Genomic DNA, 21536 nt, shown 5'->3' with positions numbered 1-21536 from the left:
TCTACCTCAGTTTCAGGGTGGCAAGGCCGATCAGCACCAGAATCACGGTGATAATCCAGAAACGGACAATCACCCGCGGCTCGGGCCAACCCTTGAGTTCAAAGTGGTGGTGGATCGGGGCCATGCGGAACACACGCTTGCCGGTCAGCTTGAACGAAGCCACCTGGATCACTACCGACAGGGTCTCCATGACGAACACGCCGCCCATGATGAACAGGACGATTTCCTGACGAACGATGACCGCGATGGTGCCCAGCGCCGCACCCAGTGCCAGGGCACCGACGTCGCCCATGAACACTTGGGCCGGATAGGTGTTGAACCAGAGGAAGCCCAGACCGGCACCGATCAGTGCGCCGCAGAATACGATCAGCTCACCGGCGCCCGGCACGTAAGGAATCAGCAGGTATTCGGCGAATTTCACGTTGCCCGACAGGTAGCAGAAGATACCCAGGGCGCCGCCGACCATGACCGTTGGCATGATCGCCAGGCCGTCGAGGCCGTCAGTCAGGTTCACCGCGTTGCTCGAACCGACGATGACGAAGTAGGTCAGCACCACGAAACCGATACCCAGCGGGATGGTGACATCCTTGAGCATCGGTACGATCAGCGAGGTTTCGACGCTGCTCGGAGCAGTCATGTACAGGAAGATCGCCGCGCCCAGGCCGAACACCGACTGCCAGAAATACTTCCAGCGGCTTGGCAGGCCACGCGAGTTCTTCTCGATCACCTTGCGGTAGTCATCGACCCAGCCGATGGCGCCGAACAGCAAGGTAACGATCAACACTACCCAGACATAACGGTTGCTCAGGTCGGCCCACAGCAAGGTGCTGATACCGATAGCCGAAAGTATCAGCGCACCGCCCATGGTCGGGGTGCCGGATTTGGACAGGTGCGATTGCGGGCCGTCGTTACGAACCGCTTGACCGATCTGGCGAATCTGCAGGGTACGAATCATCCAGGGGCCCAACCACAGGGCCAGCGACAACGCGGTCAGTACACCCAGAATCCCGCGCAGGGACAGGTACTGAAAGACCGCGAAGCCTTTGTAGAACTGTTGCAGATACTCAGCCAGCAGCAGCAGCATTAATGTTTCTCCCCGCTGGAACCGCACAAAGCCGCCACGACGTTTTCCATCGCAGCGCTGCGCGAACCCTTGATCAAAATAGTGGTGTTGGTGGCCTGCTCGCCGCGAACGGCGTCGATCAGGTCAGCTTGATTAGCGAAATGTCGGGCATTGGCGCCAAACGCTGCCACTGCGTGAGCCATGTTCGGCCCCACCGCATACAGCGCCGATACTTTATCTTTGGCGTAGTCGCCTACCTGCCGATGCCCTTCCTCAGCCCACTGGCCCAATTCGCCGATATCCCCGAGCACCAGGACGGTGCGTCCGGAAAAGCCGGCGAGTATATCAACGGCAGCGCACATGGAGGTGGGGTTTGCATTGTAAGTGTCGTCAATCACCCGCACGCCGTTCGGCGCCATCTGCACGACAGTGCGGCCCTTGACCGGTTGCACGGTATTCAAGCCCTGGACGATTCCGTCCAGCGTCAGACCAAAGGCATGTGCGGCGGCAGCAGCGGCCAGCGCGTTGCTGACGTTATGGGTACCGAGCAGATTGAGCTGGACCCGCGCCACACCCAATGGACTGTGCAGGTCGAAAGACGGGCAACCGCGCTCATCCTGAGCGAGATCAGCGGCATGGAAATCTGCGCTAGCGTTGTTCAACGCGAAAGTCAGCACTTGGCGATTACCGGCGCGCTGTTTCCAGATGCCGAAGGCCTTGTCATCAAGGTTCAATACTGCCACGCCATCCTGACCCAAACCTTCGAGGATCTCGCCCTTGGCTTCGACAATCTTCTCCGGGCCGCCGAACTCGCCGACATGCGCAGTGCCGGCATTGTTGATCAACGCCACTTGTGGCTTGGTCAGAGCAACGGTGTAGGCAATCTCGCCAATGCGCGAGGCACCCAGCTCGATGACCGCCGCGGTGTGTTCCGGGGCAATTTCGAGCAGCGTCAGCGGGGCGCCGAGGTCGTTGTTCAGGTTGCCACGCGTGGCCAGGACCGGACCGCGGGTGCGCAGGATGCTGGCGAGCATTTCCTTGACCGTGGTCTTGCCGCTGGAGCCGGTGATGGCGGCGACAGGCTTGTCGAACGCGGCACGGTTCAGCGCACCCAACTGGCCCAAGGCCTGGCGGCAATCGGCAACCAGCAACTGCGGCAGGCTGGAGCCTGGCACTTCTCGTTCGACCAGAGCAGCAACAGCGCCCTTGGCCTGTACTTCATTGAGGTAATCGTGACCGTCAAAACGCGGACCGGCCAAGGCGACAAACAGTTGCCCGGCAACGATTGCGCGACTGTCGATGCTGACGCCACTGAAGCTGGCATCAGCACCCAGCAGGCGGCCTTGCAGCGGCGCGGTCAACTGGCTGAGGGTCAAAGGCTTAAGCATGAGGGGCCTCCCAGACTGCGAGCGCTTTCTCAGCTTCGACCAGGTCGGAAAAGTCGTGACGCTGACCGTTGATTTCCTGATAGTCCTCGTGGCCTTTGCCAGCCAGGACGATGACATCATCAACACCGGCGCTGGCAATCAACTGGGCAATGGCAGTACCACGCCCGGCGACGAACTCGACCGCGTCGGCCTTGGCGAAACCTGGACGGATATCAGCAAAGATCTGCTGCGGGTCTTCGCTACGTGGGTTGTCGTCAGTGACCAGCACACGGTCGGCAAGGCGCTCGGCCACTTCGGCCATCAACGGACGCTTGCCACGATCACGATCGCCACCGCAGCCGAACAGGCACAGGAGCTGTCCTTTGGCGTGCGGGCGCAGGGCTTGAAGTACTTGCTCCAGGGCATCAGGAGTGTGGGCGTAATCGACCACCACCAGCGGTTTGCTGCCACCGCCCAGGCGCTGCATACGGCCGATCGGGCCTTCCAGCGCAGGGGTGACGGCGAGAATTTCATCCAGCGCATAGTCCAGCGCCATCAGGGTTCCGACCGCCGCCAGCATGTTGCTCAGGTTGAAGCGGCCAAGCAGGCGGCTGCGCAAGGAATGCTCGCCTTGGGCAGTGACGATCACTGCACGCACACCATCATCGTCAAAATGCGCTTCGCGGCAGTACAGCGAAGCGGCGCTGTCCTTGAGGCTGTAGCTAATCAGTCGCGACTCGCCCTTCTCGGCCGCCAGCCGACGACCGAAGTCATCATCTAGATTGACCACCCGGCAACGAAGGTTCGGCCAGGCGAACAGACGCGCCTTGGCGTCTTCGTAGGCCTGCATGCTGCCGTGGTAGTCCAGGTGATCACGCGACAGGTTGGTCATTACCGCGATGTCGAATTCCAGCGCCGCAACCCGGCCCTGATCCAGGGCGTGGGAAGAAACTTCCATGGCGACGGCTTTCGCCCCGCCCTTCTTCAGATCATTCAAGGTCGCCTGCACGGCAATCGGATCCGGCGTGGTCAGGCGACCGCTTTGCAGTTCGCCATAGAATCCCGTGCCCAGGGTGCCGATCAGGCCACAGCGCTGACCGAGTTTGTCCAGGGCCTGGGCCACCAGCTGAGTGACGCTGGTCTTGCCGTTGGTACCAGTGACACCGACCAGATCCAGCTGACGGCTCGGCTCGCCATAAAAGCGCCCGGCAATATCCGACAACTGGGCAATCAGGCCCTTGACCGGAATCAGCGGCACTTCGGTAATCGGCAACACGGTCGTGCCTTGCGCTTCATAGGCCACAGCTGCCGCGCCACGCTTGAGCGCATCGGCAATGTGCTCGCGACCATCGACCTGCGCTCCGGGGACCGCCAGGAACAGGTCACCCGGACGGACTTTACGGCTGTCCAGAGTCAGCTCGCGAATCAACGGATCGCGGCTGGCCTGGGCGAAAAGCTTACTCAATGGCATTGTCATTAACCGCGCCCTCCTTTGGCGGTCGCAGCATCAACCTGCTGCTGTGGAACCGGCGGCGGAAGGTTATCCGGCGGAATGTTCATCAGACGCAACGTGCCGGACATGACCTTGCTGAACACCGGCGCCGAGACCAGACCACCGAAGTAGCCGCCTTTGCTCGGCTCGTCGATGACCACCACCACGGCATAACGCGGGTCGCTCATCGGGCCGAATCCGGCAAACAGCGAGCGGTAGGAATTTTCGGTGTAACCCTTGGAGCCGATCGTGGCTTTACGCGCCGTACCACTCTTGCCACCGACGTGATAGAACGGCACCTGAGCACGGAACACGCCGCGCGGCGCTTCGATAACCTGCTGGACCATGCCCTGGATGGTCTTGGCCACTTCTACCGGCACCACCTGGGTGGATTCCGGGGTTTTGTCGACCTTGAGGATGCTCAACGGCACCATCTTGCCGTCGTTGGCCAGCGCAGCGTAGGCATGCACCAGCTGCAGCGCGGTCACCGACAGGCCGTAGCCGTAGGACAGGGTCGCGGTTTCCGCCTTGCGCCACTCACGATGGTTCGGCAGGTTACCGACCCGCTCACCCGGGAACCCCAGGCCGGTGTACTGGCCCAGACCGAGCTGGGACATCACCCGGTAAATGGATTCGCCGCCGATATCGAAGGCGATCTTGCTCATGCCGACGTTACTGGAGTTGATCAGAATGCCGGTCAGGTCGAGGATCGGGCCTTCGCTCTTGGACACGTCACGAATGGTGTAACGCCCCAGTTGCAAGGTGCCTGGATAAACCTCGACCTTGTCGGTCGGCTTCCAGCGCCCGCTCTGCAGCGCAGCACTCATCGACAGCGGCTTGACCGTGGAGCCGGGCTCGAACACGTCGATGATCGCGCGGTTACGCATCGCGGCCGGGAACATGCTGCGGCGGTTGTTGGGGTTGTAGGTGGGCTGGTTGACCATGGCCAGCACTTCACCGGTTTTCACATCGAGAATCACCAGGCTACCGGCCTTGGCTTCCTGCTCGGCAATCGCGTTGCGCAGCTCACGGGTCGCCAGGTATTGCAGGCGCAGGTCGATGGACAACGCCAAGGTCTTTCCGGCCTTGGCGTTTTTGGTTACCTGGATGTCTTTGATCAGCCGGCCACGCCGGTCCTTGATGACCTGGCGCTTGCCGGGCACGCCGGCCAGCCACTCATCATAGGCCAGCTCCACCCCTTCGCGACCGTGGTCATCGAGGTCGGTAAAGCCGACCATGTGCGCGGCAACATCGCCGGCCGGGTAGAAACGACGAAATTCCTCGATGCCGTAGACACCAGGAACCTTCAGATCAAGTACCACCTGCCCCTGTTCCGGGGTCAGGCCGCGGACCAGATAAATGAATTCTTTGTTGGCCTGTTGCTCCAGGCGCTGGGTCAGCTGCTGTGGGTTTTGCTTGAGCGCTGCGGCCAGGGCCGGCCAGCGTTCCTTGTAAGCCTGCATTTCCTTGGGGTTGGCCCACAGGGTGGTGACCGGGGTACTGACCGCCAGCGGTTCACCGTTGCGGTCGGTGATGAGCCCGCGGTGTGCAGGAATCGGGATATGGCGCAAGCTGCGGGCATCACCCTGACCCTTAAGGAAGTCACGGTCAACCACCTGCAGGTCGATGATGCGCCAGGCAATCGCACCGACCATGACGGCCAGCAAGGCGATGACCACGCGAAACCGCCACGGGTAGAGTGCGCCTTCGAGTTTCATCATGGCGCCACCATCCGTACTTCGTCGGCGGCCGGAATGCGCATCTTCAGTTGTTCGCTGGCCAGGTTCTCGATGCGGCTGTGCGCGGTCCAGGTGCTTTGCTCAAGGATCAACCGGCCCCACTCGGCCTGGGCCTTGTCGCGCTCGCTGAGTTCGCCGTAAAGGGTGTTGAGCAACTGACGGTTCCAGTGCGCGCTGTACGACACCGCCACCGAAGAAACGAGCACGGCAATGAACAGCAGAAGCATCAGGAAGCTTCCGCCTGGCAAAGGCTTGGCGAACAAGCGGCTCACCGCAGTTTCTCGGCAACGCGCATAACGGCACTGCGCGAACGTGGGTTGGCCTTGAGCTCGGCTTCGGAGGCGAATTGCGCCTTGCCGATCAGCTTGATCTTCGGCTCGAAATGCTTGTGCTGTACAGGCAGGTTGCGTGGCAGGTTGTCGGCTTCGCCCTTGACCAGCTTGCGCATGAACAATTTGACGATGCGGTCTTCCAGGGAATGGAAGCTGATCACCACCAGACGACCGCCGACTTCCAGGGCCTCGAGCGCGGCTTCCAGACCGGCTTCCAGGTCACCCAGTTCGTTATTGACGTGAATGCGCAGCCCCTGGAAGGCACGGGTTGCCGGGTTCTTGCCCTTTTCCCAGGCAGGGTTGGCAACCTTGAGCACTTCAGCCAGGTCGGCAGTGCGTTCAAAAGGCTGGATTTCGCGGCGCGCCACAACAGCATTGGCCATGCGCTTGGCAAAACGCTCTTCGCCATATTCCTTGAACACCCGGGCGATCTCTTCGGCCGGGGCGGTGGCGATAAACTCGGCAGCGCTGATGCCGCGCGACGGATCCATGCGCATATCCAGCGGGCCGTCGTTGAGAAAGCTGAAACCGCGCTCCGGATCATCGAGCTGTGGCGAAGAAACGCCCAGGTCCATCAAAATGCCGCTGACTTTACCGGCCAGGCCGCGCTGCGCAACTTCATCACCCAGCTCGGCAAAACTGCGCTGCACAATAACAAAGCGGCCGTCTTCGGCCGCCAGCGCTTGCCCGGTGGCAATCGCTTGAGGATCTTTGTCAAAACCCAGCAACCGTCCTTGCGGCCCGAGCTTGCTGAGTATCAAGCGGCTGTGCCCGCCGCGCCCGAAAGTGCCATCCAGATAGCAGCCATCGGCGCGTACGGCGAGAGCCTCGACGGCTTCGTCAAGCAGTACGGTGATGTGGTTAAAGCCGCTATCTATAGTCACAGGATCAAATCACGCAGTTCATCAGGCATGGCGCCCGGTTGTTGGATAGCTGCAAGGTCGGCTGCCGAAACTGCGTTCCAGGCGTCCTCGTCCCACAGCTGAAATTTGTTCAGTTGCCCCACCAGCATCGCCTTCTTGTCGAGCTTGGCGTATTCGCGCAAACGTGGAGGCACCAAGAAACGACCACTGCCATCAAGCTCCAGATCCACCGCATTGCCGATCAGCAAACGCTGCAGGCGACGGTTCTCTTCACGCAATGACGGCAAGGCGCGTAACTTGGCTTCAATCAGTTCCCACTCATCGAGCGGGTATACACACAAGCAGGGGTCTACTGCATCGATAGTCACGATCAACTGCCCGGAACTACGCGAATCGAGCTCGTCACGGTACCGGCTCGGCATTGCGAGACGGCCCTTTGCGTCGAGGTTGATAGCGTTGGCTCCGCGGAACACGGCTGCGATTCCCCACTTGTTAGCTTTTTTGTGATCAGAAAACCCACTTCATGCCACTTTCTGCCACTTGCGCACACTATAGGAATCCGCCTACCACACCGTCAAGGCACGCTTATAAGGAAATCCCTTACAGATCGGAGATTTAGCGCATGGAAGGAAGATGAAAGGACAAATCGGAGAGGTTTTTGACAAAAAAAATCAAACTCACTCAGGCAAATAGAGCCCGAAGTTAAAGTGATTTATTAAGAGTAAGATTTTTTTGGTATTACCAAGACACATCTGCTATCGATTCAAGCAGGAGGGGGAAGAGGTGGAGAGTCGATCTGTAAGCCGGGTTTTGTCGAGGACAGTCATTCCTCTACGACGGCCATCACTGGACGCCTCTAGCAACCTACCCGGTTCCAACGCGGGCCGCGCCATATGGAACCCTATTTGGTCTTGCTCCGAGTGGGGTTTACCTAGCCACGAACTGTTGCCAGTCGTGCGGTGCGCTCTTACCGCACCTTTTCACCCTTACCGGCACCGAAGTGCTTAGGCGGTTGTTTTCTGTGGCACTTTCCGTAGGCTCGCGCCTCCCAGGCGTTACCTGGCACTCTGCCCTATGGAGCCCGGACTTTCCTCCCCCCTCTTTTGCGGAACAAAAGAAGGCAGCGACTGTCCGATCGACTCTCCGCCGCAAAGGTTAACGGCAGAGACGCTCAAGAACAAGCGATAAAACAAATCGTAGCACCAAGCCACTATTTGTCTTTCTGTTTTTCCAGAGCCGCCTGATACAACACATTCTTGCGCACGCCGGTAATTTCCGCCGCCAGCGCTGCGGCCCGCTTGAGCGGCATCTCTGCCAGCAGCAGGTCGAGCACGCGCATGGCTTCGCTGCTCACGGCCTGCTCATCTTCCGGTGCAGTCCAGCCAGCTACCAGCACCACACATTCACCGCGCTGCTGATTACTGTCTGCTTCGACAAAAGCACGCAACTCGCCCAGCGGCAACCCCTTGAGGGTTTCAAAGGTCTTGGTCAGTTCGCGCGCCAGCAGGGCGGGACGCTCGGCACCAAACACTGCCTCCATATCCTGCAGGCATTCGAGAATCCGGTGCGGCGCCTCGTAGAAGATCAGGGTACGCGGCTCTTCCTTGACCTGACTCAGGCGCGCCTTGCGTCCGACCGCCTTGGCCGGCAGAAAGCCTTCAAAGATGAAGCGATCAGACGGCAGACCCGCAGCCGACAGGGCTGCAATCAAGGCACAGGCACCGGGCACCGGCACTACTGCGACCCCAGCGGCACGCGCTTGGCGCACCAGGTGATAACCAGGGTCCGAAATCAACGGCGTACCGGCATCGGAGATCAGCGCGACGTTATCGCCAGCCAGCAGACGCGTGAGAAAGCGACTGCCCTCTTCCCGCTCGTTGTGCTCGTGACAGGCCGCCAAGGGTGTATTGATACCGAAGTGTTGCAATAAACGAATGGAATGACGCGTGTCTTCCGCGGCGATCAGGGCCACATCGCTGAGTACCTTCAGCGCCCGCGCGCTCATGTCATCCAGGTTGCCGATGGGCGTGGCCACCACGTAAAGCGTGCCAGCAGTGGAATGGGAAGCCCCTGGAACATCAGTCACAGCACACACCTGTCGTGTTGAACAAAGCGCCATTGTAGCCCGACTGACGGCAACAATGCGTAACCTGCACAGCCTGCAAGGCACGTTCCAGCACCTATATTGAAGGATTAACGCCAGCAACATCGCGCCCCGGCCAGTGCTTGGGTACAATTGCCAGTTAATTTGATCGAGTAACAGGACCCTTACATGATCGCTTGCCTGCGGCTGTTCACAGCCCTTTGCCTCGCCGCCCTGCTGGCAGCCTGCGCCAGCTCGCCTTCGTCGAGCCTCGGCGAACTGCCGCGCACCCCGGACGCCAGCATCGAGCAACTGCTTGAACAGGCCACCACCAGCAAGACACCAGAAGAGGCCGCCCTGCTGCGCCTGAGCGCGGCCGACCTGGCTTACCAGCAAAAAGACAACGTGCGCGCCGCGCACATTCTCGAGCAGGTACCGGTCGAGCAACTCAAACCGGCCCAACAGATCTTCGCCAGCACGCTGAGCGCGGAACTGGCCATGAGCCGCAACCAGCCCAAAGCCGCGCTGACCGCCCTGAGCCATCCAAGCCTGGCACGCCTGGGTGAACTACCGGACGAACAGCAGCGCCGCACTCGCAGCGTTCAGGCCAAGGTGCTGGAAGCCAATGGCCAGAGCCTGGCCGCCGCGCAAGCCCGTGTCGACCTGGCGCCGCTGCTCAGCGGTAACGCCGCCAGCGACAACCAGAATGCCATCTGGAACCTGGTTGCAGCCCTGCCCAGCGATCAACTGCAAAGCGCCAGCACCGGCGATAGCACCCTCGCCGGCTGGGCCAGCCTGGCCCTGGCAGTAAAAAGCGCCGGCACCCTGGAACAGCAACAGGCCGCCATCGAGACCTGGCGCAGCCAGCACCCTGAGCACCCGGCCGCCCTGCAATTGCCACTGGCGCTGGTCAAGCTCAAGGAAATGGCCAGCCAGCCGCTGACCAAGATTGCCCTGCTGCTGCCACAAGAAGGTCAGCTGGCCGGTGTTGCCCGCGCCCTGCGCGACGGCTTCATGGCTGCGCACTTCCAGGCCCAGCAAGCCGGACAGAAGCCACCTGCGGTCGAAATATTCGACAGCTCGCGCATTACCTCACTGGATGACTTCTACCGCCAGGCCCAGGCCGCCGGTGTGCAACTGGTTGTTGGCCCGCTGGAAAAACCACTGGTCAAGCAACTGGCCGCACGCCCGCAACTGCCAATCACCACTCTGGCCCTGAACTACAGCGATGCCGGCCAAAGCGGCCCGGCGCAACTGTTCCAGTTCGGCCTGGCCGCCGAAGACGAAGCCCGCGAAGTCTCGCGCCGCGCCCACGCCGATGGCATGGTTCGCGCCGTGGCCCTGGTCCCTCGCGGCGAATGGGGCGATCGCGTCCTCAAGGCATTCCGCCAGGACTGGGAAGCCAAGGGCGGCACCCTGCTTGCCGCCGAGCACGTTGACCAGCCGGTAGCGCTGGCCCAGCAGATCGCCGATCTGTTCCAGCTGCGCCAGAGCGAAGGCCGCGCCAAGAGCCTGCAGAACACCGTCGGCGGCAACGTCTCGGCGCAGCCGTCACGTCGTCAGGACATCGACTTCATCTTCCTCGCCGCCACGCCGCAGCAAGGCCAGCAGATCAAGCCGACCCTGAACTTCCAGTACGCGGGTGACGTGCCGGTCTATGCCACTTCGCACTTGTACAGCGCCAGCGGTGACGTCAACCAGTACAACGACATGAACGGCATCCGCTTCTGCGAAACCCCGTGGCTGCTCGACACCAACAACGCCCTGCGCCAGCAGGTCGTCAGCCAGTGGCCACAAGCCAACGGCAGCCTCGGCCGCCTGTACGCCATGGGTATCGACGCCTACAGCCTGGCGCCACGCCTGGGCCAGCTCAAGGCGCTGCCGGACAACCGTATCGAAGGCTTCTCCGGCAGCCTGAGCATGAACCCGAACCAGCGCATCGAGCGTCAGTTGCCGTGGGCCGAGTTCTCTGGCGGACAGATCGTACGCCTGCCTGACACCCCACGCTGATGCCCGACAGTTCACGCCAACACGCAGGCCAGGCCGCCGAGCGGCACGCCCTTGAGTACCTTCAAGGGCAAGGCCTGCGCCTGTTGGCGCAGAACTGGCGATGCAAAGGTGGCGAGCTTGATCTGGTCATGCTCGACAGCGATACAGTAGTATTCGTCGAAGTTCGCTATCGGTTGCATGCGGACTTTGGCGGCGCGCTCGGCAGTATCGACGGGCGCAAGCAGGACAAACTGGTGCTCGCCGCCGAGTCTTTTCTGCACAAGGAAACACGCTGGGCCAACCATCCCTGCCGTTTCGATGTGATCGCCGTGCAAGGCAGAGGCCACTCGGGCCAAGCGCTGCAATGGCTGAAAAACGCCTTTGGATGCTGAGCCCGCCCCGACCCTGCACGTTTACCCTTACAACTTTTTTGCTCTTTGCTTCGCGGGCTGCACAGTCATGTGCCGGGACCTTTTCTGTACACTCCCGACACGCCCGGCCAGCCGCCCTACTTAAGGTCTCACTGATGGACATGCAATCCCGAATTCGCCAGCTTTTCCAGGCCAGCATCAACACCAAGCAACAGGCGATGGAAGTCCTTGCACCGCACATCGAGCAAGCCAGTCAGGTCATGGTCAACGCGCTGCTCAACGAGGGCAAGATGCTCGCCTGCGGCAACGGCGGCTCGGCCGGCGATGCCCAGCACTTCTCCTCCGAACTGCTCAACCGCTTCGAGCGTGAACGCCCGAGCCTGCCAGCCATCGCCCTGACCACTGACAGCTCGACCATCACCTCGATTGCCAACGACTACAGCTACAACGAAATTTTCTCCAAGCAGATCCGCGCCCTGGGTCAACCCGGTGACGTTCTGCTGGCAATTTCGACCAGCGGTAACTCGGCAAACATAATTCAGGCGATCCAGGCCGCACATGATCGCGAAATGATTATCGTAGCTCTGACCGGACGCGACGGCGGCGGCATGGCCTCGCTGCTGTTGCCTGAAGACGTCGAGATTCGCGTTCCGGCCAATGTCACCGCACGTATCCAGGAAGTCCACCTGCTGGCGATCCACTGCCTCTGCGATCTGATCGACAGCCAATTGTTCGGGAGTGAAGAATGACCCCTAAACGCATCGGCCTGATGGCCCTGACCCTGTGCCTGAGCCTTAGCGGCTGCAGCTCGGTTCTCACCGCCACCCGCGACAAGCCGATCGAAGATGACCGCGGCACCCGCACCTTCGGCAGCAAGATCGATGACTCGCTGATCGAGACCAAGGTAGCGGTCAACGTTGCCAAGGCAAGTCCTGATCTGGACAAGAACTCGCACATCGTTGTCAGCAGCTTCAACGGTATCGTCCTGCTCGCCGGGCAAACCCCGCGCGCCGACCTCAAGAGCATGGCCGAACAAGCCGCAGGCCAGGTCCAGCGGGTGAAAAAGGTACATAACGAACTGCAGGTACTGCCGCCCTCCTCGATCCTGGCGCGCAACAACGACGCCTGGCTGACCACCAAGATCAAGGCGCAGATGCTCACCGACAGCAGCATTCCCGGTTCGCGCATCAAGGTGATCACCGAGAACGGCATTGTTTACATGCTCGGCCTGCTGACCCAACAGGAAGCCACCCGCGCCACCAACCTGGTGCAGGGCGTGTCGGGCGTGCAGAAGATCGTCAAGCTGTTCGAGTACATCGACTGATTTAAAATCCATCGCGGGGCAAGCCCGCTCCTACAGTGGGAGCGGGCTTGCCCCGCGATAACTCCCAAGGAAATCCCCATGAAAAACGGCCTGCTGTCGACCCTTCTGATCGGCGCCTTTGCCACCCTGGCCGGCTGCTCCAGCCCTAGCCTGATCACCCTCAACGACGGCCGCGAGTTCCAGGCAGTCGATGCCCCTCGCTTTGAGCGCAGCTCCGGCTTCTACGAGTTCGAACAGCTGGATGGCAAAGTGACCCGCGTCAACAAGGACCAGGTTCGCACCATCACCGAGATGTAACGAGAATTACGCATACAAAAAAGGCGATCCACCAGGATCGCCTTTTTTGTTACTTCACTACCTTCAGGCTCGGACGCCCACTTGGCCGTGGCGGCTGGCCTCCAGTAGGCGGGCCATCGTCATCCGGCTCAACGATGTCGTCGTCTTCCTCTTCTTCGTCGTCAAACACCGGCGGCTCAAGCTCGAAGACCATGCCCTGGCCATTTTCCCGGGCATAAATACCGAGAATCGCACCCGCAGGCACGAACAGGGTATGAGCAACGCCACCAAAGCGCCCCTCGAAGCTCACAGCGTCGTTATCCATGTGCAGGTGACGTACGGCACTGGGTGAGATGTTCAGGACGATCTGACCATCACTGGCGAAGCCCTGGGGCACCTGCACCTTTGGGTACTCGGCGTTGACCAGCATGTGCGGGGTGCAGTCGTTATCCACGATCCACTCATAGAGTGCACGTACCAAATAGGGGCGACTGGAGTTCATCGACAGCTCCTTAAAACCTAGCGCATTTCACGTTCAGCAGCGGACAGGCTTGCCTGGAAAGCTTCGCGGGCAAACTGTCGCTCCATGTAATCGAGCAACGGCTTGGCCGGCCGCGGCAGTTCAATACCCAACACTGGCAAGCGCCAGAGTATGGGCAGTAGACAACAATCAACCAGACTTTGCTCCTCACTGAGGAAACACGGCTTGTCGGCAAACAATGGCGACACGCCGGTCAGGCTTTCACGCAATTCTTTACGGGCCTGGACGCGAGCGGCTTCCTTGCTGCGCGGATCGAGGATCAGGTCAACCAGCGCACACCAGTCGCGCTGGATACGATGAATCAACAGCCGGCTGTTGGCCCGGGCCACCGGATAAACCGGCAACAACGGCGGGTGCGGGTAACGTTCGTCGAGGTATTCCATCACCACCGTCGACTCGTACAGCGCCAGGTCACGATCGACCAGGGTCGGCACGCCGCCATAGGGGTTCACTTCGACCAGCTTGGGCGGCAAGCGTCCGGGATCGACATTGATGATCTCGACGCTGACACCCTTCTCGGCGAGAACGATGCGCACCCGATGAGAATAATGGTCAGCGGGGTCGGAGTAGCAGGCTAACCGGTTGGTCACGCCCATAGTGGTCCTCCTCGCAGATGAAATTATAGAAGCTGCAAATGCAAACGCGCCCTGCGGGAACCTCCGTTATCCAGAGGCCCCCCAGGGCGCGTTCAACTACCAGAAACTACTGCGTGATCAGTGCACGTCCTTCCAGTATTCGCGCTTGAGCAGATAAGCGAATATGAAGAAGAAGGCCAGGTACAGCAGCACGTAAGTACCGATGCGCTGACTTTCCAGTTTGACCGGGTTGGCCGAATAGGCCAGGAAGGTCACCAGGTTCTTGACCTTCTCGTCGAACTGCTCTGCGGTCAGGGTACCGGATTTCGGCTCCACGGTCAGCTGGTCACATGCTTCATGGGTCAATGGCGACCCTGTCAGCGGGTCGAATTGCTTCTTGCCGTCGACGACAGTCTGCACCTGTTTGCAGCCAATGACCTGGTTGCCTTGCAGGCCGACCAGCACGTTAGGCATGCCGACGTTCGGGAAAATCTTGTTGTTCACCCCGTACGGACGCGACTTGTCTTCGTAGAAGCTGCGCAGGTAGCTGTACAGCCAGTCGGTGCCACGCACCCGGGCAACCAGGGTCAGGTCAGGCGGCGCGGCGCCAAACCAGGTCTTGGCGTCTTCAGGCTTCATGCCGATCTTCATGTGGTCGCCAATCTTGGCACCGGTGAACACCAGCTTCTCGAGCATCAGCTCGTGAGGGATACCCAGGTCGTCAGCCACCCGCTCATAGCGCTGGAACTTGGCGCTGTGGCAACCCATGCAATAGTTGGCAAAGGTGCGCGCACCGTCCTGCATGGCGGCCTTGTCGGTCAGATCGATATCAACCTTGTCCAGTACCACGCCGGTTCCGGCCGCGAAGGTCAATGAGGGCATCACTGCCAGAATCAATACTGCAAATAGCTTTTTCATCAGCCAGTCACCCTTTCCGGAACCGGTTTGGTCTTCTCGAGCCGGGTGTAGAACGGCATCAGAAGGAAGTAGGCGAAATACAGGAAGGTGCATACCTGCGACAGCAGCGTGCGGCCCGGGGTTGGTGCCAGTACGCCGAGCACGCCGAGGATCACGAACGAGATGCAGAACACCACCAGCCACGCTTTGCTCATCCAGCCTTTGTAGCGCATGGACTTGACCGGACTGCGGTCGAGCCATGGCAGGACGAACAGCACGGCAATCGCGGCGCCCATGGCGATAACGCCGAGGAGCTTGTCCGGAACCGCCCGCAGGATCGCGTAGAACGGAGTGAAGTACCAGACCGGGGCAATGTGCTCAGGGGTCTTGAAGGCGTTAGCCTGCTCGAAGTTCGGTTTTTCCAGGAAATAACCGCCCATTTCCGGGAAGAAGAACACCACCGCACAGAACACGAAGAGGAACACGACGACGCCGACGATATCCTTGACGGTGTAGTAAGGGTGGAAGGCGATGCCATCGAGCGGCACACCGTTCTCGTCCTTGTGCTTCTTGATATCGACGCCATCCGGGTTGTTCGAACCCACTTCGTGCAGCGCCAGGATGTGCAGCACCACCAGGCCGAGAATCACGATCGGCAGGGCCACAACGTGCAGGGCGAAGAAGCGGTTCAGGGTGATACCGGAAATCAGGTAGTCACCACGGATCCACTGGGTCAGGTCATCGCCGATCACCGGAATCGCACCGAACAGCGAGATGATCACCTGGGCACCCCAGTACGACATCTGGCCCCATGGCAGCAGGTAGCCCATGAAGGCTTCGGCCATCAGCGCCAGGTAGATCAGCATGCCGAACACCCAGACCAGCTCACGCGGCTTCTGGTACGAGCCGTACAGCAGACCGCGGAACATGTGCAGGTAGACGACAATGAAGAACGCCGAAGCGCCGGTGGAGTGCAGATAACGCAGGATCCAGCCGTACTCGACGTCACGCATGATGTACTCGACCGAGGCGAATGCCTCTTCGGCCGACGGCGTGAAGCTCATGGTCAGCCAGACGCCAGTGACGATCTGGTTGACCAGCACCAGCAGTGCCAGGGAGCCGAAAAAGTAGAAGAAGTTGAAGTTCTTCGGTGCGTAATACTTGCTGAGATGGTCTTCCCACATCTTGGTCGCGGGGAAGCGGGCGTCAACCCAATCCATGAACTTACTCATCACGCGTTCTCCTGATCGACGCCGACGACAATGATGTCGTCCGACTCATAAGAGTGCGGCGGCACTGGCAGATTGAGCGGCGCCGGCTGGGACTTGTAGACGCGGCCAGCCAGGTCGTAGTGGGAACCGTGGCACGGGCAGAAGTAACCGCCGACCCACTTGGGACCCAGGTCGACCGGGGCGACTTCAGGACGGAAGGTCGGTGAGCAGCCCAGGTGGGTGCACAAGCCGACCAACACCAGGATCTCCGGCTTGATCGCACGGTTTTCCGGGTTGACGTAGGTCGGTTGAACCGATGCCTTGGACTCAGGGTCGGAGAGGTCGCCGGTGATCTTCTTGAGGTTGCCAAGGATCTCTTCGGTGCGGCGGACGATGAAGACCGGCTGACCACGCCATTCAGCAATCATCTGCTGGCCTGGCTCAACTTTGGCGATATTGACCTTCACCGGTGCACCTGCGGCTTTCGCCTTGGCACTGGGGAACCATGACCCCACAAACGGGACCGCAGCCCCCACCGCTCCTGCAGCACCCACAACAGATGTGGCTGCTACGAGGAAGCGACGCCGGCCTGCATTGACGCCGTCATTGCTCATTCAGTCCTCTCCCATCAGCTTTATGGCCTGTTACAACAGGCATCTACTAAGTAATTTCTGACCTGCTAAAAACATTTGCTGAACTGCTAAAAATTTGCCGCATGGTAATGAAAAGACCCTTCTCTGACAAGGTGATTAGCCCGCGACCAAGGCGCAATCCCTTGTAGCTCTTGACCTGCGTCTATGCGGCAAGTTGTCACAGTAAAGAACAGCATAGTTATTCAAGACATAAAAAAAGCCCGGTTCCACCAGGAACCGGGCTTTTTTTTGAACGCCGAAGCGAAATTAACGCTTGGAGTACTGAGGACGCTTACGTGCTTTACGCAGACCCACTTTCTTACGCTCAACTTCACGAGCGTCGCGGGTAACGAAGCCAGCTTTGCGCAGGGCGCTACGCAGGGTTTCGTCGTAGTCCATCAGTGCACGGGTGATACCGTGACGGATCGCACCGGCCTGGCCGCTGACACCACCACCGATAACGGTGACGTAGATGTCGAACTTCTCGGTGGTCTCGGTCAGTTCCAGCGGCTGGCGTACTACCATGCGCGCGGTTTCACGACCGAAGAACACGTCCAGAGAACGGTTGTTGATGGAGATGTTACCGGTACCAGGACGCAGGAAAACGCGAGCGGTTGCGGTCTTGCGACGGCCAGTGCCGTAATTTTGAGTCGCCGACATAATGAACTATTCCGTTAAATCTTCAGTTCTTGGGGCTGCTGAGCAGTATGAGGGTGAGTAGCGCCCGCATAGACTTTCAGCTTACGGTACATGTCGCGACCCAGTGGGTTTTTAGGCAGCATGCCTTTAACCGCGGTCTCGATCACGCGCTCAGGGGCCTTGGCGATCAACTTCTCGAAGTTGATTTCCTTGATACCGCCCGGGAAGCCGGAGTGGGAGTAGTACATTTTGTCCGAAGTCTTGGCACCAGTGACACGGATCTGCTCGGCGTTGATGACGACGATGTAGTCGCCGGTGTCAACGTGAGGAGTGTATTCTGGTTTGTGCTTGCCACGCAGACGGCTAGCGATTTCGGTAGCCAGACGACCCAGGGTCTGACCAGCGGCGTCAACTACGAACCAGTCGCGCTTTACTGTTTCCGGTTTAGCAGTAAAAGTTTTCATTCTTTATAGCCTCAGGGGCCGCCCAAGCGAAAATAAGACGGCGGATCTTACTGGATAGTGCGCACCTTGACAAGTCAAGGACACAGCCGCACACGGACGCTATCGGGGGCTCGGGTCAGCGCGTCCAATATTCGGCAGGGTTCTTCTGTGAGCGGGGCATCACTCCCACCACACCGAGAGGGGCTGAATTATCCAGATTGCGAAAAAAAATTCAACCTGCTTTTATGCTTCTTTTGCCAGGGAGAAGCCGATGGACCATCGCCAGCTGGGCCGCACCGACCTCAACGTCAGCACCTTATGCCTGGGCACCATGACCTGGGGCGAGCAGAATGACCAGGCCGAGGCGTTCACCCAGATCGAACGCGCCAAGGCTGCCGGGATCAATTTCATCGATACCGCCGAGATGTATCCGGTACCGCCGCGCCCGGAAACCTACGCCGCCACCGAGCGCATCATCGGCAACTGGTTCAAGGCCCGCGGTGATCGTGCCGAGTGGATCCTGGCCAGCAAGGTGGCCGGCCCGGGCAATGGCATCAGCCACATTCGCGACGGCCAGCTCAAGCACAACCGCCAGCACATCGTCGCCGCCCTGGACGCCAGCCTCAAGCGCCTGCAGACCGACTGGATCGACCTTTACCAGTTGCACTGGCCGGAACGCAGCACCAACTTCTTCGGCAAGCTGGGTTACCAGCACCTGCCCCAGGATCACTTCACGCCGCTGGAAGAAACCCTGGAAGTGCTCGACGAGCAGGTCAAGGCCGGCAAGATCCGCCATATCGGCCTGTCCAACGAAACACCCTGGGGCACCATGAAGTTCCTGCAGCTCGCCGAAAGCCGGGGCTGGAGCCGCGCCGTATCAATCCAGAACCCTTACAACCTGCTCAATCGCAGTTTCGAAGTGGGCCTGGCGGAGATTGCCATTCGCGAGCAGTGCGGCTTGCTGGCCTACTCGCCGCTGGCCTTCGGCATGCTCTCAGGCAAGTACGAGAACGGTGCGCGCCCCGCCAAGGGTCGCCTGACCCTGTTCAGCCGCTTCTCCCGCTACTCCAACCCGCAGACCGTCGCCGCCTGCAGCCGCTACGTGCAGCTTGCCCGCGAGCATGGCCTGGACCCGGCACAGATGGCCCTGGCGTTTGTCACCCGCCAGCCATTCGTGACCAGCAACATCATCGGTGCAACCACTCTGGAGCAACTTGACAGCAACCTCGCCAGCCTCGACCTCAAGCTCTCTGACGAACTGCTGGCAGCTATCGAAGCCATCCACCAGGACCAGCCCAACCCGGCCCCATAAGACTTGTGGGAGGCCTTGTGGGAGCGGGCTTGCCCCGCGATTGCGGCGTGTCAGTCAAATCGCATCGCGGGGCAAGCCCGCTCCCACTGTCCACAAGATCCAAGGGTAGACACAACGGCCAAAAAATAAGACGATCCAGCCGGTGATTGACCACTCTACCCTATAAGAATAACGAAAATGATGTTTACCCAACCCACCGCGTCCTTGCGGCGCGTCAGTATCCTGGCCATCGATAACGTCTTTGCTTCGACAGTGATGCAGGCCAAGGACTTCTTCCACCTGGCCAGCCTGCGCTATGGCAAGCAACTGGGCCTGGGCTTGCAACCGATGTTCGAAACCCGCCTGGTCAGCCCTGACGGGCAGCCTGTGCGCACGTTCAGCGACGTCCTGCTACCGGTGGACAGTGGCCTGGAGCAGGCCGATGTAATCATCCTGCCGGCCTTCTGGGACGATTTCGATGCCCTCTGCCAGCGCTATCCCCAGGTCCTGCCCTGGCTGCGCGAGCAGCACGCGCGCGGCGCCGTGCTCTGTGGCGAGGCCAGTGGCGTGTTCTGGCTGGCCGAGTCCGGCTTGCTCGATGGCAAGGAGGCGACCACTTACTGGCGCTTCTTCAACCAGTTCGCCGAACGCTTCCCCAAGGTCAGCCTGAATCAGGACAAGCACCTGACCGACGCCGACAACCTCTACTGCGCCGGCGGCACCACCTCGGCCTGCGACCTGTACATCTATCTGATCGAACGCTTCTGCGGCGCCAACGTCGCCCAGGCGGTCGCCCGCGACATCCTTTACGAGGTGCAGCGCAACTACACCCCCGGGCGCATGGGCTTTGGCGGACAGAAACTGCACCAGGACCTGATCATCCTGCAGATCCAGCAGTGGCTTGAAGAGCACTTTGCCGACAAGTTCCGCTTCGAAGACGTGGCACGCAACCATGGCATGAGCATTCGCAACTTCATGCGCCGCTTTCAGACGGCGACCGGCGACAAGCCGCTGCACTACCTGCAACGGCTACGGATCGAGACGGCCAAGGGCTTATTGTCAGGCACGCGCAAGAGCATCAAGACCATCAGTTATGAGGTCGGCTATGACGATGCGAGTTTCTTTGCGCGCCTGTTCAGGCAACACACGGAGTTGTCGCCGAACCAGTATCGGCAGCAGTTCATGCAGGAAGCTTGAGGGCCTTATCGCGGGGCAAGCCCGCTCCCACCTATCCCGGTGGGAGCGGGCTTGCCCCGCGATCGATCAAGGCTTGTGCGCGCGCGCCAGGAATTCGTGGGACTGCATTTCCAGCAAACGGCTAAGTGTGCGCTGGAATTCAAAGGTCAGGCGACCCCCGGTGTACAAATCCTTGAGCTCAACCTCGGCCGAGATGATCAGCTTGACGTTGCGGTCATAGAACTCGTCGACCATGTTGATGAAGCGCCGGGCGATATCGTCAGTGGCCACACTCATCTGCTCGACGTCGCTGAGCAGCACGGCATGGAAAATCTTGCCGAGTTCGATGTAGTCGTTCTGGCTACGCGGGCCGTCGCACAGTTCACGGAAGTCGAACCAGGCCACGTCGTCACAGGTGCGCAACGCGCGAATCTCGCGGTTTTCGATCATCAGTACGTCGTTTTCCACCGCCTGGGTGCACTCAGGCGTCAGCGCGCGGAAGCTCTTGCGCAGGCTTTCGTGAGCCGCTTCGTCCAGCGGGAAGTGGAACAGCTCGGCTTGCTCCAGATGACGCAAGCGATAGTCGACGCCGCTGTCGACGTTGACGATCTCGGTGTTCTGCTTGATCAGGGCGATGGCCGGCAGGAAGCGCGCACGCTGCAGACCGTCCTTGTACAGACCATCCGGGACGATGTTGGAAGTGGCCACCAGGGTCACACCGTTCTTGAACAGCTCCTCCATCAGGGTGCCGAGGATCATCGCGTCGGTAATATCCGAAACGAAGAACTCGTCGAAGCAGATCACCCGCGCCTCATCGGAGAAACGCTTGGCAATGACCGTCAGCGGGTTCTTCTCACCCTTGAGGGTTTTCATTTCTTCGTGCACGCGCTTCATGAAGCGGTGGAAGTGCGTACGCACCTTCTGCTTGAACGGCAGTGCCTCGAAGAATGTATCGACCAGATAGGTCTTGCCGCGCCCTACCCCACCCCAGAAGTACAAGCCCTTGACCGGTGCCTGCTCCTTCTTGCCGAACAGCTTGCCGAACACACCCGGCTTGTTGTTCTGCGCCGCGATCAGATCGTCGTACAGGCGCTGCAGATGACGCACTGCAGTTTCCTGCGCCGCATCATGGAAGAATTCGGGACGTTTCAGATCTGCTTGGTATCGTTCTAGGGGCGTCATAATTCGTTAGCAAGGTAACAAAAACGGGCCGTCACTGTAGCGACGGCCCT

Annotated in this window: 23 protein-coding genes and 1 other RNA gene; 7 read left to right on the top strand and 17 right to left on the bottom strand. The window is 60.1% G+C overall.

Features of this window, described 5'->3' with window-relative positions:
- Position 1 precedes the first annotated feature (1 nt).
- The 9 genes from mraY to rsmI form a co-directional block, all read right to left on the bottom strand.
- On the bottom strand, positions 2-1084 hold the full coding sequence (mraY, locus tag PSAKL28_RS04745) for a phospho-N-acetylmuramoyl-pentapeptide-transferase (RefSeq protein ID WP_038607228.1): 1083 nt from the start codon (positions 1082-1084) through the stop codon (positions 2-4).
- On the bottom strand, positions 1084-2451 hold the full coding sequence (locus tag PSAKL28_RS04740) for a UDP-N-acetylmuramoyl-tripeptide--D-alanyl-D-alanine ligase (protein ID WP_038607226.1): 1368 nt from the start codon (positions 2449-2451) through the stop codon (positions 1084-1086). The genes mraY and PSAKL28_RS04740 overlap by 1 nt, the downstream gene beginning before the upstream one ends.
- Complete coding sequence (locus PSAKL28_RS04735; protein ID WP_038607223.1) at positions 2444-3907, bottom strand: UDP-N-acetylmuramoyl-L-alanyl-D-glutamate--2,6-diaminopimelate ligase; 1464 nt, start codon at positions 3905-3907, stop codon at positions 2444-2446. Before PSAKL28_RS04735 ends, PSAKL28_RS04740 begins: the two co-directional genes overlap by 8 nt.
- Positions 3907-5640, bottom strand: coding sequence for a peptidoglycan D,D-transpeptidase FtsI family protein (locus tag PSAKL28_RS04730; RefSeq protein ID WP_167335137.1), 1734 nt, complete (start codon positions 5638-5640; stop codon positions 3907-3909). The genes PSAKL28_RS04735 and PSAKL28_RS04730 overlap by 1 nt, the downstream gene beginning before the upstream one ends.
- The gene (gene ftsL / locus PSAKL28_RS04725) at positions 5640-5933 is read right to left on the bottom strand and encodes a cell division protein FtsL (protein WP_028943284.1); all 294 of its coding nucleotides are present in this window, start codon (positions 5931-5933) and stop codon (positions 5640-5642) included. The genes PSAKL28_RS04730 and ftsL overlap by 1 nt, the downstream gene beginning before the upstream one ends.
- The gene (gene rsmH / locus PSAKL28_RS04720; RefSeq protein WP_038607217.1) at positions 5930-6877 is read right to left on the bottom strand and encodes a 16S rRNA (cytosine(1402)-N(4))-methyltransferase RsmH; all 948 of its coding nucleotides are present in this window, start codon (positions 6875-6877) and stop codon (positions 5930-5932) included. The genes ftsL and rsmH overlap by 4 nt, the downstream gene beginning before the upstream one ends.
- Positions 6874-7329 carry a division/cell wall cluster transcriptional repressor MraZ gene (gene mraZ, locus PSAKL28_RS04715; protein WP_010220775.1) on the bottom strand — a complete coding sequence of 152 codons (456 nt, stop codon included), beginning with the start codon at positions 7327-7329 and terminating at the stop codon, positions 6874-6876. Before mraZ ends, rsmH begins: the two co-directional genes overlap by 4 nt.
- 310 nt (positions 7330-7639) lie before the next feature.
- Positions 7640-7999: RNase P RNA component class A (gene rnpB, locus PSAKL28_RS26585), an RNA gene on the bottom strand.
- 67 nt (positions 8000-8066) lie between these two features.
- Positions 8067-8942: a 16S rRNA (cytidine(1402)-2'-O)-methyltransferase gene (gene rsmI / locus PSAKL28_RS04710; RefSeq protein ID WP_038607214.1), complete on the bottom strand. Its 876-nt coding sequence runs from the start codon at positions 8940-8942 to the stop codon at positions 8067-8069.
- 186 nt (positions 8943-9128) lie between these two features.
- Here rsmI and PSAKL28_RS04705 point away from each other — a divergent pair, with 186 nt between their 5' ends.
- The 5 genes from PSAKL28_RS04705 (at position 9129) to PSAKL28_RS04685 (ending at position 12920) form a co-directional block, all read left to right on the top strand.
- On the top strand, positions 9129-10949 hold the full coding sequence (locus tag PSAKL28_RS04705) for a penicillin-binding protein activator (protein WP_038607211.1): 1821 nt from the start codon (positions 9129-9131) through the stop codon (positions 10947-10949).
- Positions 10949-11320 carry a YraN family protein gene (locus PSAKL28_RS04700; RefSeq protein ID WP_038607209.1) on the top strand — a complete coding sequence of 124 codons (372 nt, stop codon included), beginning with the start codon at positions 10949-10951 and terminating at the stop codon, positions 11318-11320. Before PSAKL28_RS04705 ends, PSAKL28_RS04700 begins: the two co-directional genes overlap by 1 nt.
- 134 nt (positions 11321-11454) lie before the next feature.
- Positions 11455-12048 (top strand): phosphoheptose isomerase, encoded by a 594-nt coding sequence (locus tag PSAKL28_RS04695; protein ID WP_038607206.1) that lies wholly within the window; start codon positions 11455-11457, stop codon positions 12046-12048.
- Positions 12045-12623 carry a BON domain-containing protein gene (locus PSAKL28_RS04690; protein ID WP_038607203.1) on the top strand — a complete coding sequence of 193 codons (579 nt, stop codon included), beginning with the start codon at positions 12045-12047 and terminating at the stop codon, positions 12621-12623. The genes PSAKL28_RS04695 and PSAKL28_RS04690 overlap by 4 nt, the downstream gene beginning before the upstream one ends.
- A 78-nt stretch (positions 12624-12701) precedes the next feature.
- The gene (locus PSAKL28_RS04685; protein ID WP_038607200.1) at positions 12702-12920 is read left to right on the top strand and encodes a YgdI/YgdR family lipoprotein; all 219 of its coding nucleotides are present in this window, start codon (positions 12702-12704) and stop codon (positions 12918-12920) included.
- A 49-nt stretch (positions 12921-12969) separates the two neighbouring features.
- On the opposite strand, the gene PSAKL28_RS04680 is transcribed toward PSAKL28_RS04685, so the two are convergent.
- From PSAKL28_RS04680 to rplM, 7 genes are all read right to left on the bottom strand, one after another.
- A complete protein-coding gene (locus PSAKL28_RS04680; protein ID WP_038607198.1) occupies positions 12970-13401 on the bottom strand; it encodes a ClpXP protease specificity-enhancing factor in 432 nt (143 codons plus the stop codon).
- Between the two features lie 17 nt (positions 13402-13418).
- On the bottom strand, positions 13419-14036 hold the full coding sequence (locus PSAKL28_RS04675) for a glutathione S-transferase N-terminal domain-containing protein (protein ID WP_038607195.1): 618 nt from the start codon (positions 14034-14036) through the stop codon (positions 13419-13421).
- 117 nt (positions 14037-14153) lie between these two features.
- Positions 14154-14933, bottom strand: a complete 780-nt coding sequence (locus PSAKL28_RS04670; protein ID WP_038607192.1) for a cytochrome c1 — start codon at positions 14931-14933, stop codon at positions 14154-14156.
- The gene (locus PSAKL28_RS04665; protein ID WP_038607190.1) at positions 14933-16144 is read right to left on the bottom strand and encodes a cytochrome b; all 1212 of its coding nucleotides are present in this window, start codon (positions 16142-16144) and stop codon (positions 14933-14935) included. Before PSAKL28_RS04665 ends, PSAKL28_RS04670 begins: the two co-directional genes overlap by 1 nt.
- The gene (gene petA, locus PSAKL28_RS04660) at positions 16144-16737 is read right to left on the bottom strand and encodes a ubiquinol-cytochrome c reductase iron-sulfur subunit (protein ID WP_028943272.1); all 594 of its coding nucleotides are present in this window, start codon (positions 16735-16737) and stop codon (positions 16144-16146) included. The genes PSAKL28_RS04665 and petA overlap by 1 nt, the downstream gene beginning before the upstream one ends.
- Before the next feature lie 285 nt (positions 16738-17022).
- Entirely contained in the window at positions 17023-17415 is a 393-nt protein-coding gene (rpsI, locus tag PSAKL28_RS04655; RefSeq protein WP_038607185.1) for a 30S ribosomal protein S9, read from the bottom strand.
- 14 nt (positions 17416-17429) lie between these two features.
- A complete protein-coding gene (gene rplM / locus PSAKL28_RS04650; protein ID WP_038607182.1) occupies positions 17430-17858 on the bottom strand; it encodes a 50S ribosomal protein L13 in 429 nt (142 codons plus the stop codon).
- A 250-nt stretch (positions 17859-18108) separates the two neighbouring features.
- Here rplM and PSAKL28_RS04645 point away from each other — a divergent pair, with 250 nt between their 5' ends.
- Together PSAKL28_RS04645 and PSAKL28_RS04640 are read left to right on the top strand one after the other, a co-directional pair.
- A complete protein-coding gene (locus PSAKL28_RS04645) occupies positions 18109-19149 on the top strand; it encodes an NADP(H)-dependent aldo-keto reductase (protein WP_038607179.1) in 1041 nt (346 codons plus the stop codon).
- A 279-nt stretch (positions 19150-19428) separates the two neighbouring features.
- Entirely contained in the window at positions 19429-20325 is an 897-nt protein-coding gene (locus PSAKL28_RS04640) for a GlxA family transcriptional regulator (RefSeq protein ID WP_167335136.1), read from the top strand.
- Positions 20326-20391: 66 nt separating this feature from the next.
- Here PSAKL28_RS04640 and zapE read toward each other — a convergent pair whose 3' ends face one another.
- The gene (zapE, locus tag PSAKL28_RS04635) at positions 20392-21486 is read right to left on the bottom strand and encodes a cell division protein ZapE (RefSeq protein WP_038607176.1); all 1095 of its coding nucleotides are present in this window, start codon (positions 21484-21486) and stop codon (positions 20392-20394) included.
- Positions 21487-21536 lie beyond the last annotated feature (50 nt).

Origin of the sequence: Pseudomonas alkylphenolica, assembly GCF_000746525.1 — a bacterium.
GTDB lineage: Bacteria > Pseudomonadota > Gammaproteobacteria > Pseudomonadales > Pseudomonadaceae > Aquipseudomonas > Aquipseudomonas alkylphenolica.
This window is presented reverse-complemented; position numbering and strand designations above follow the sequence as displayed.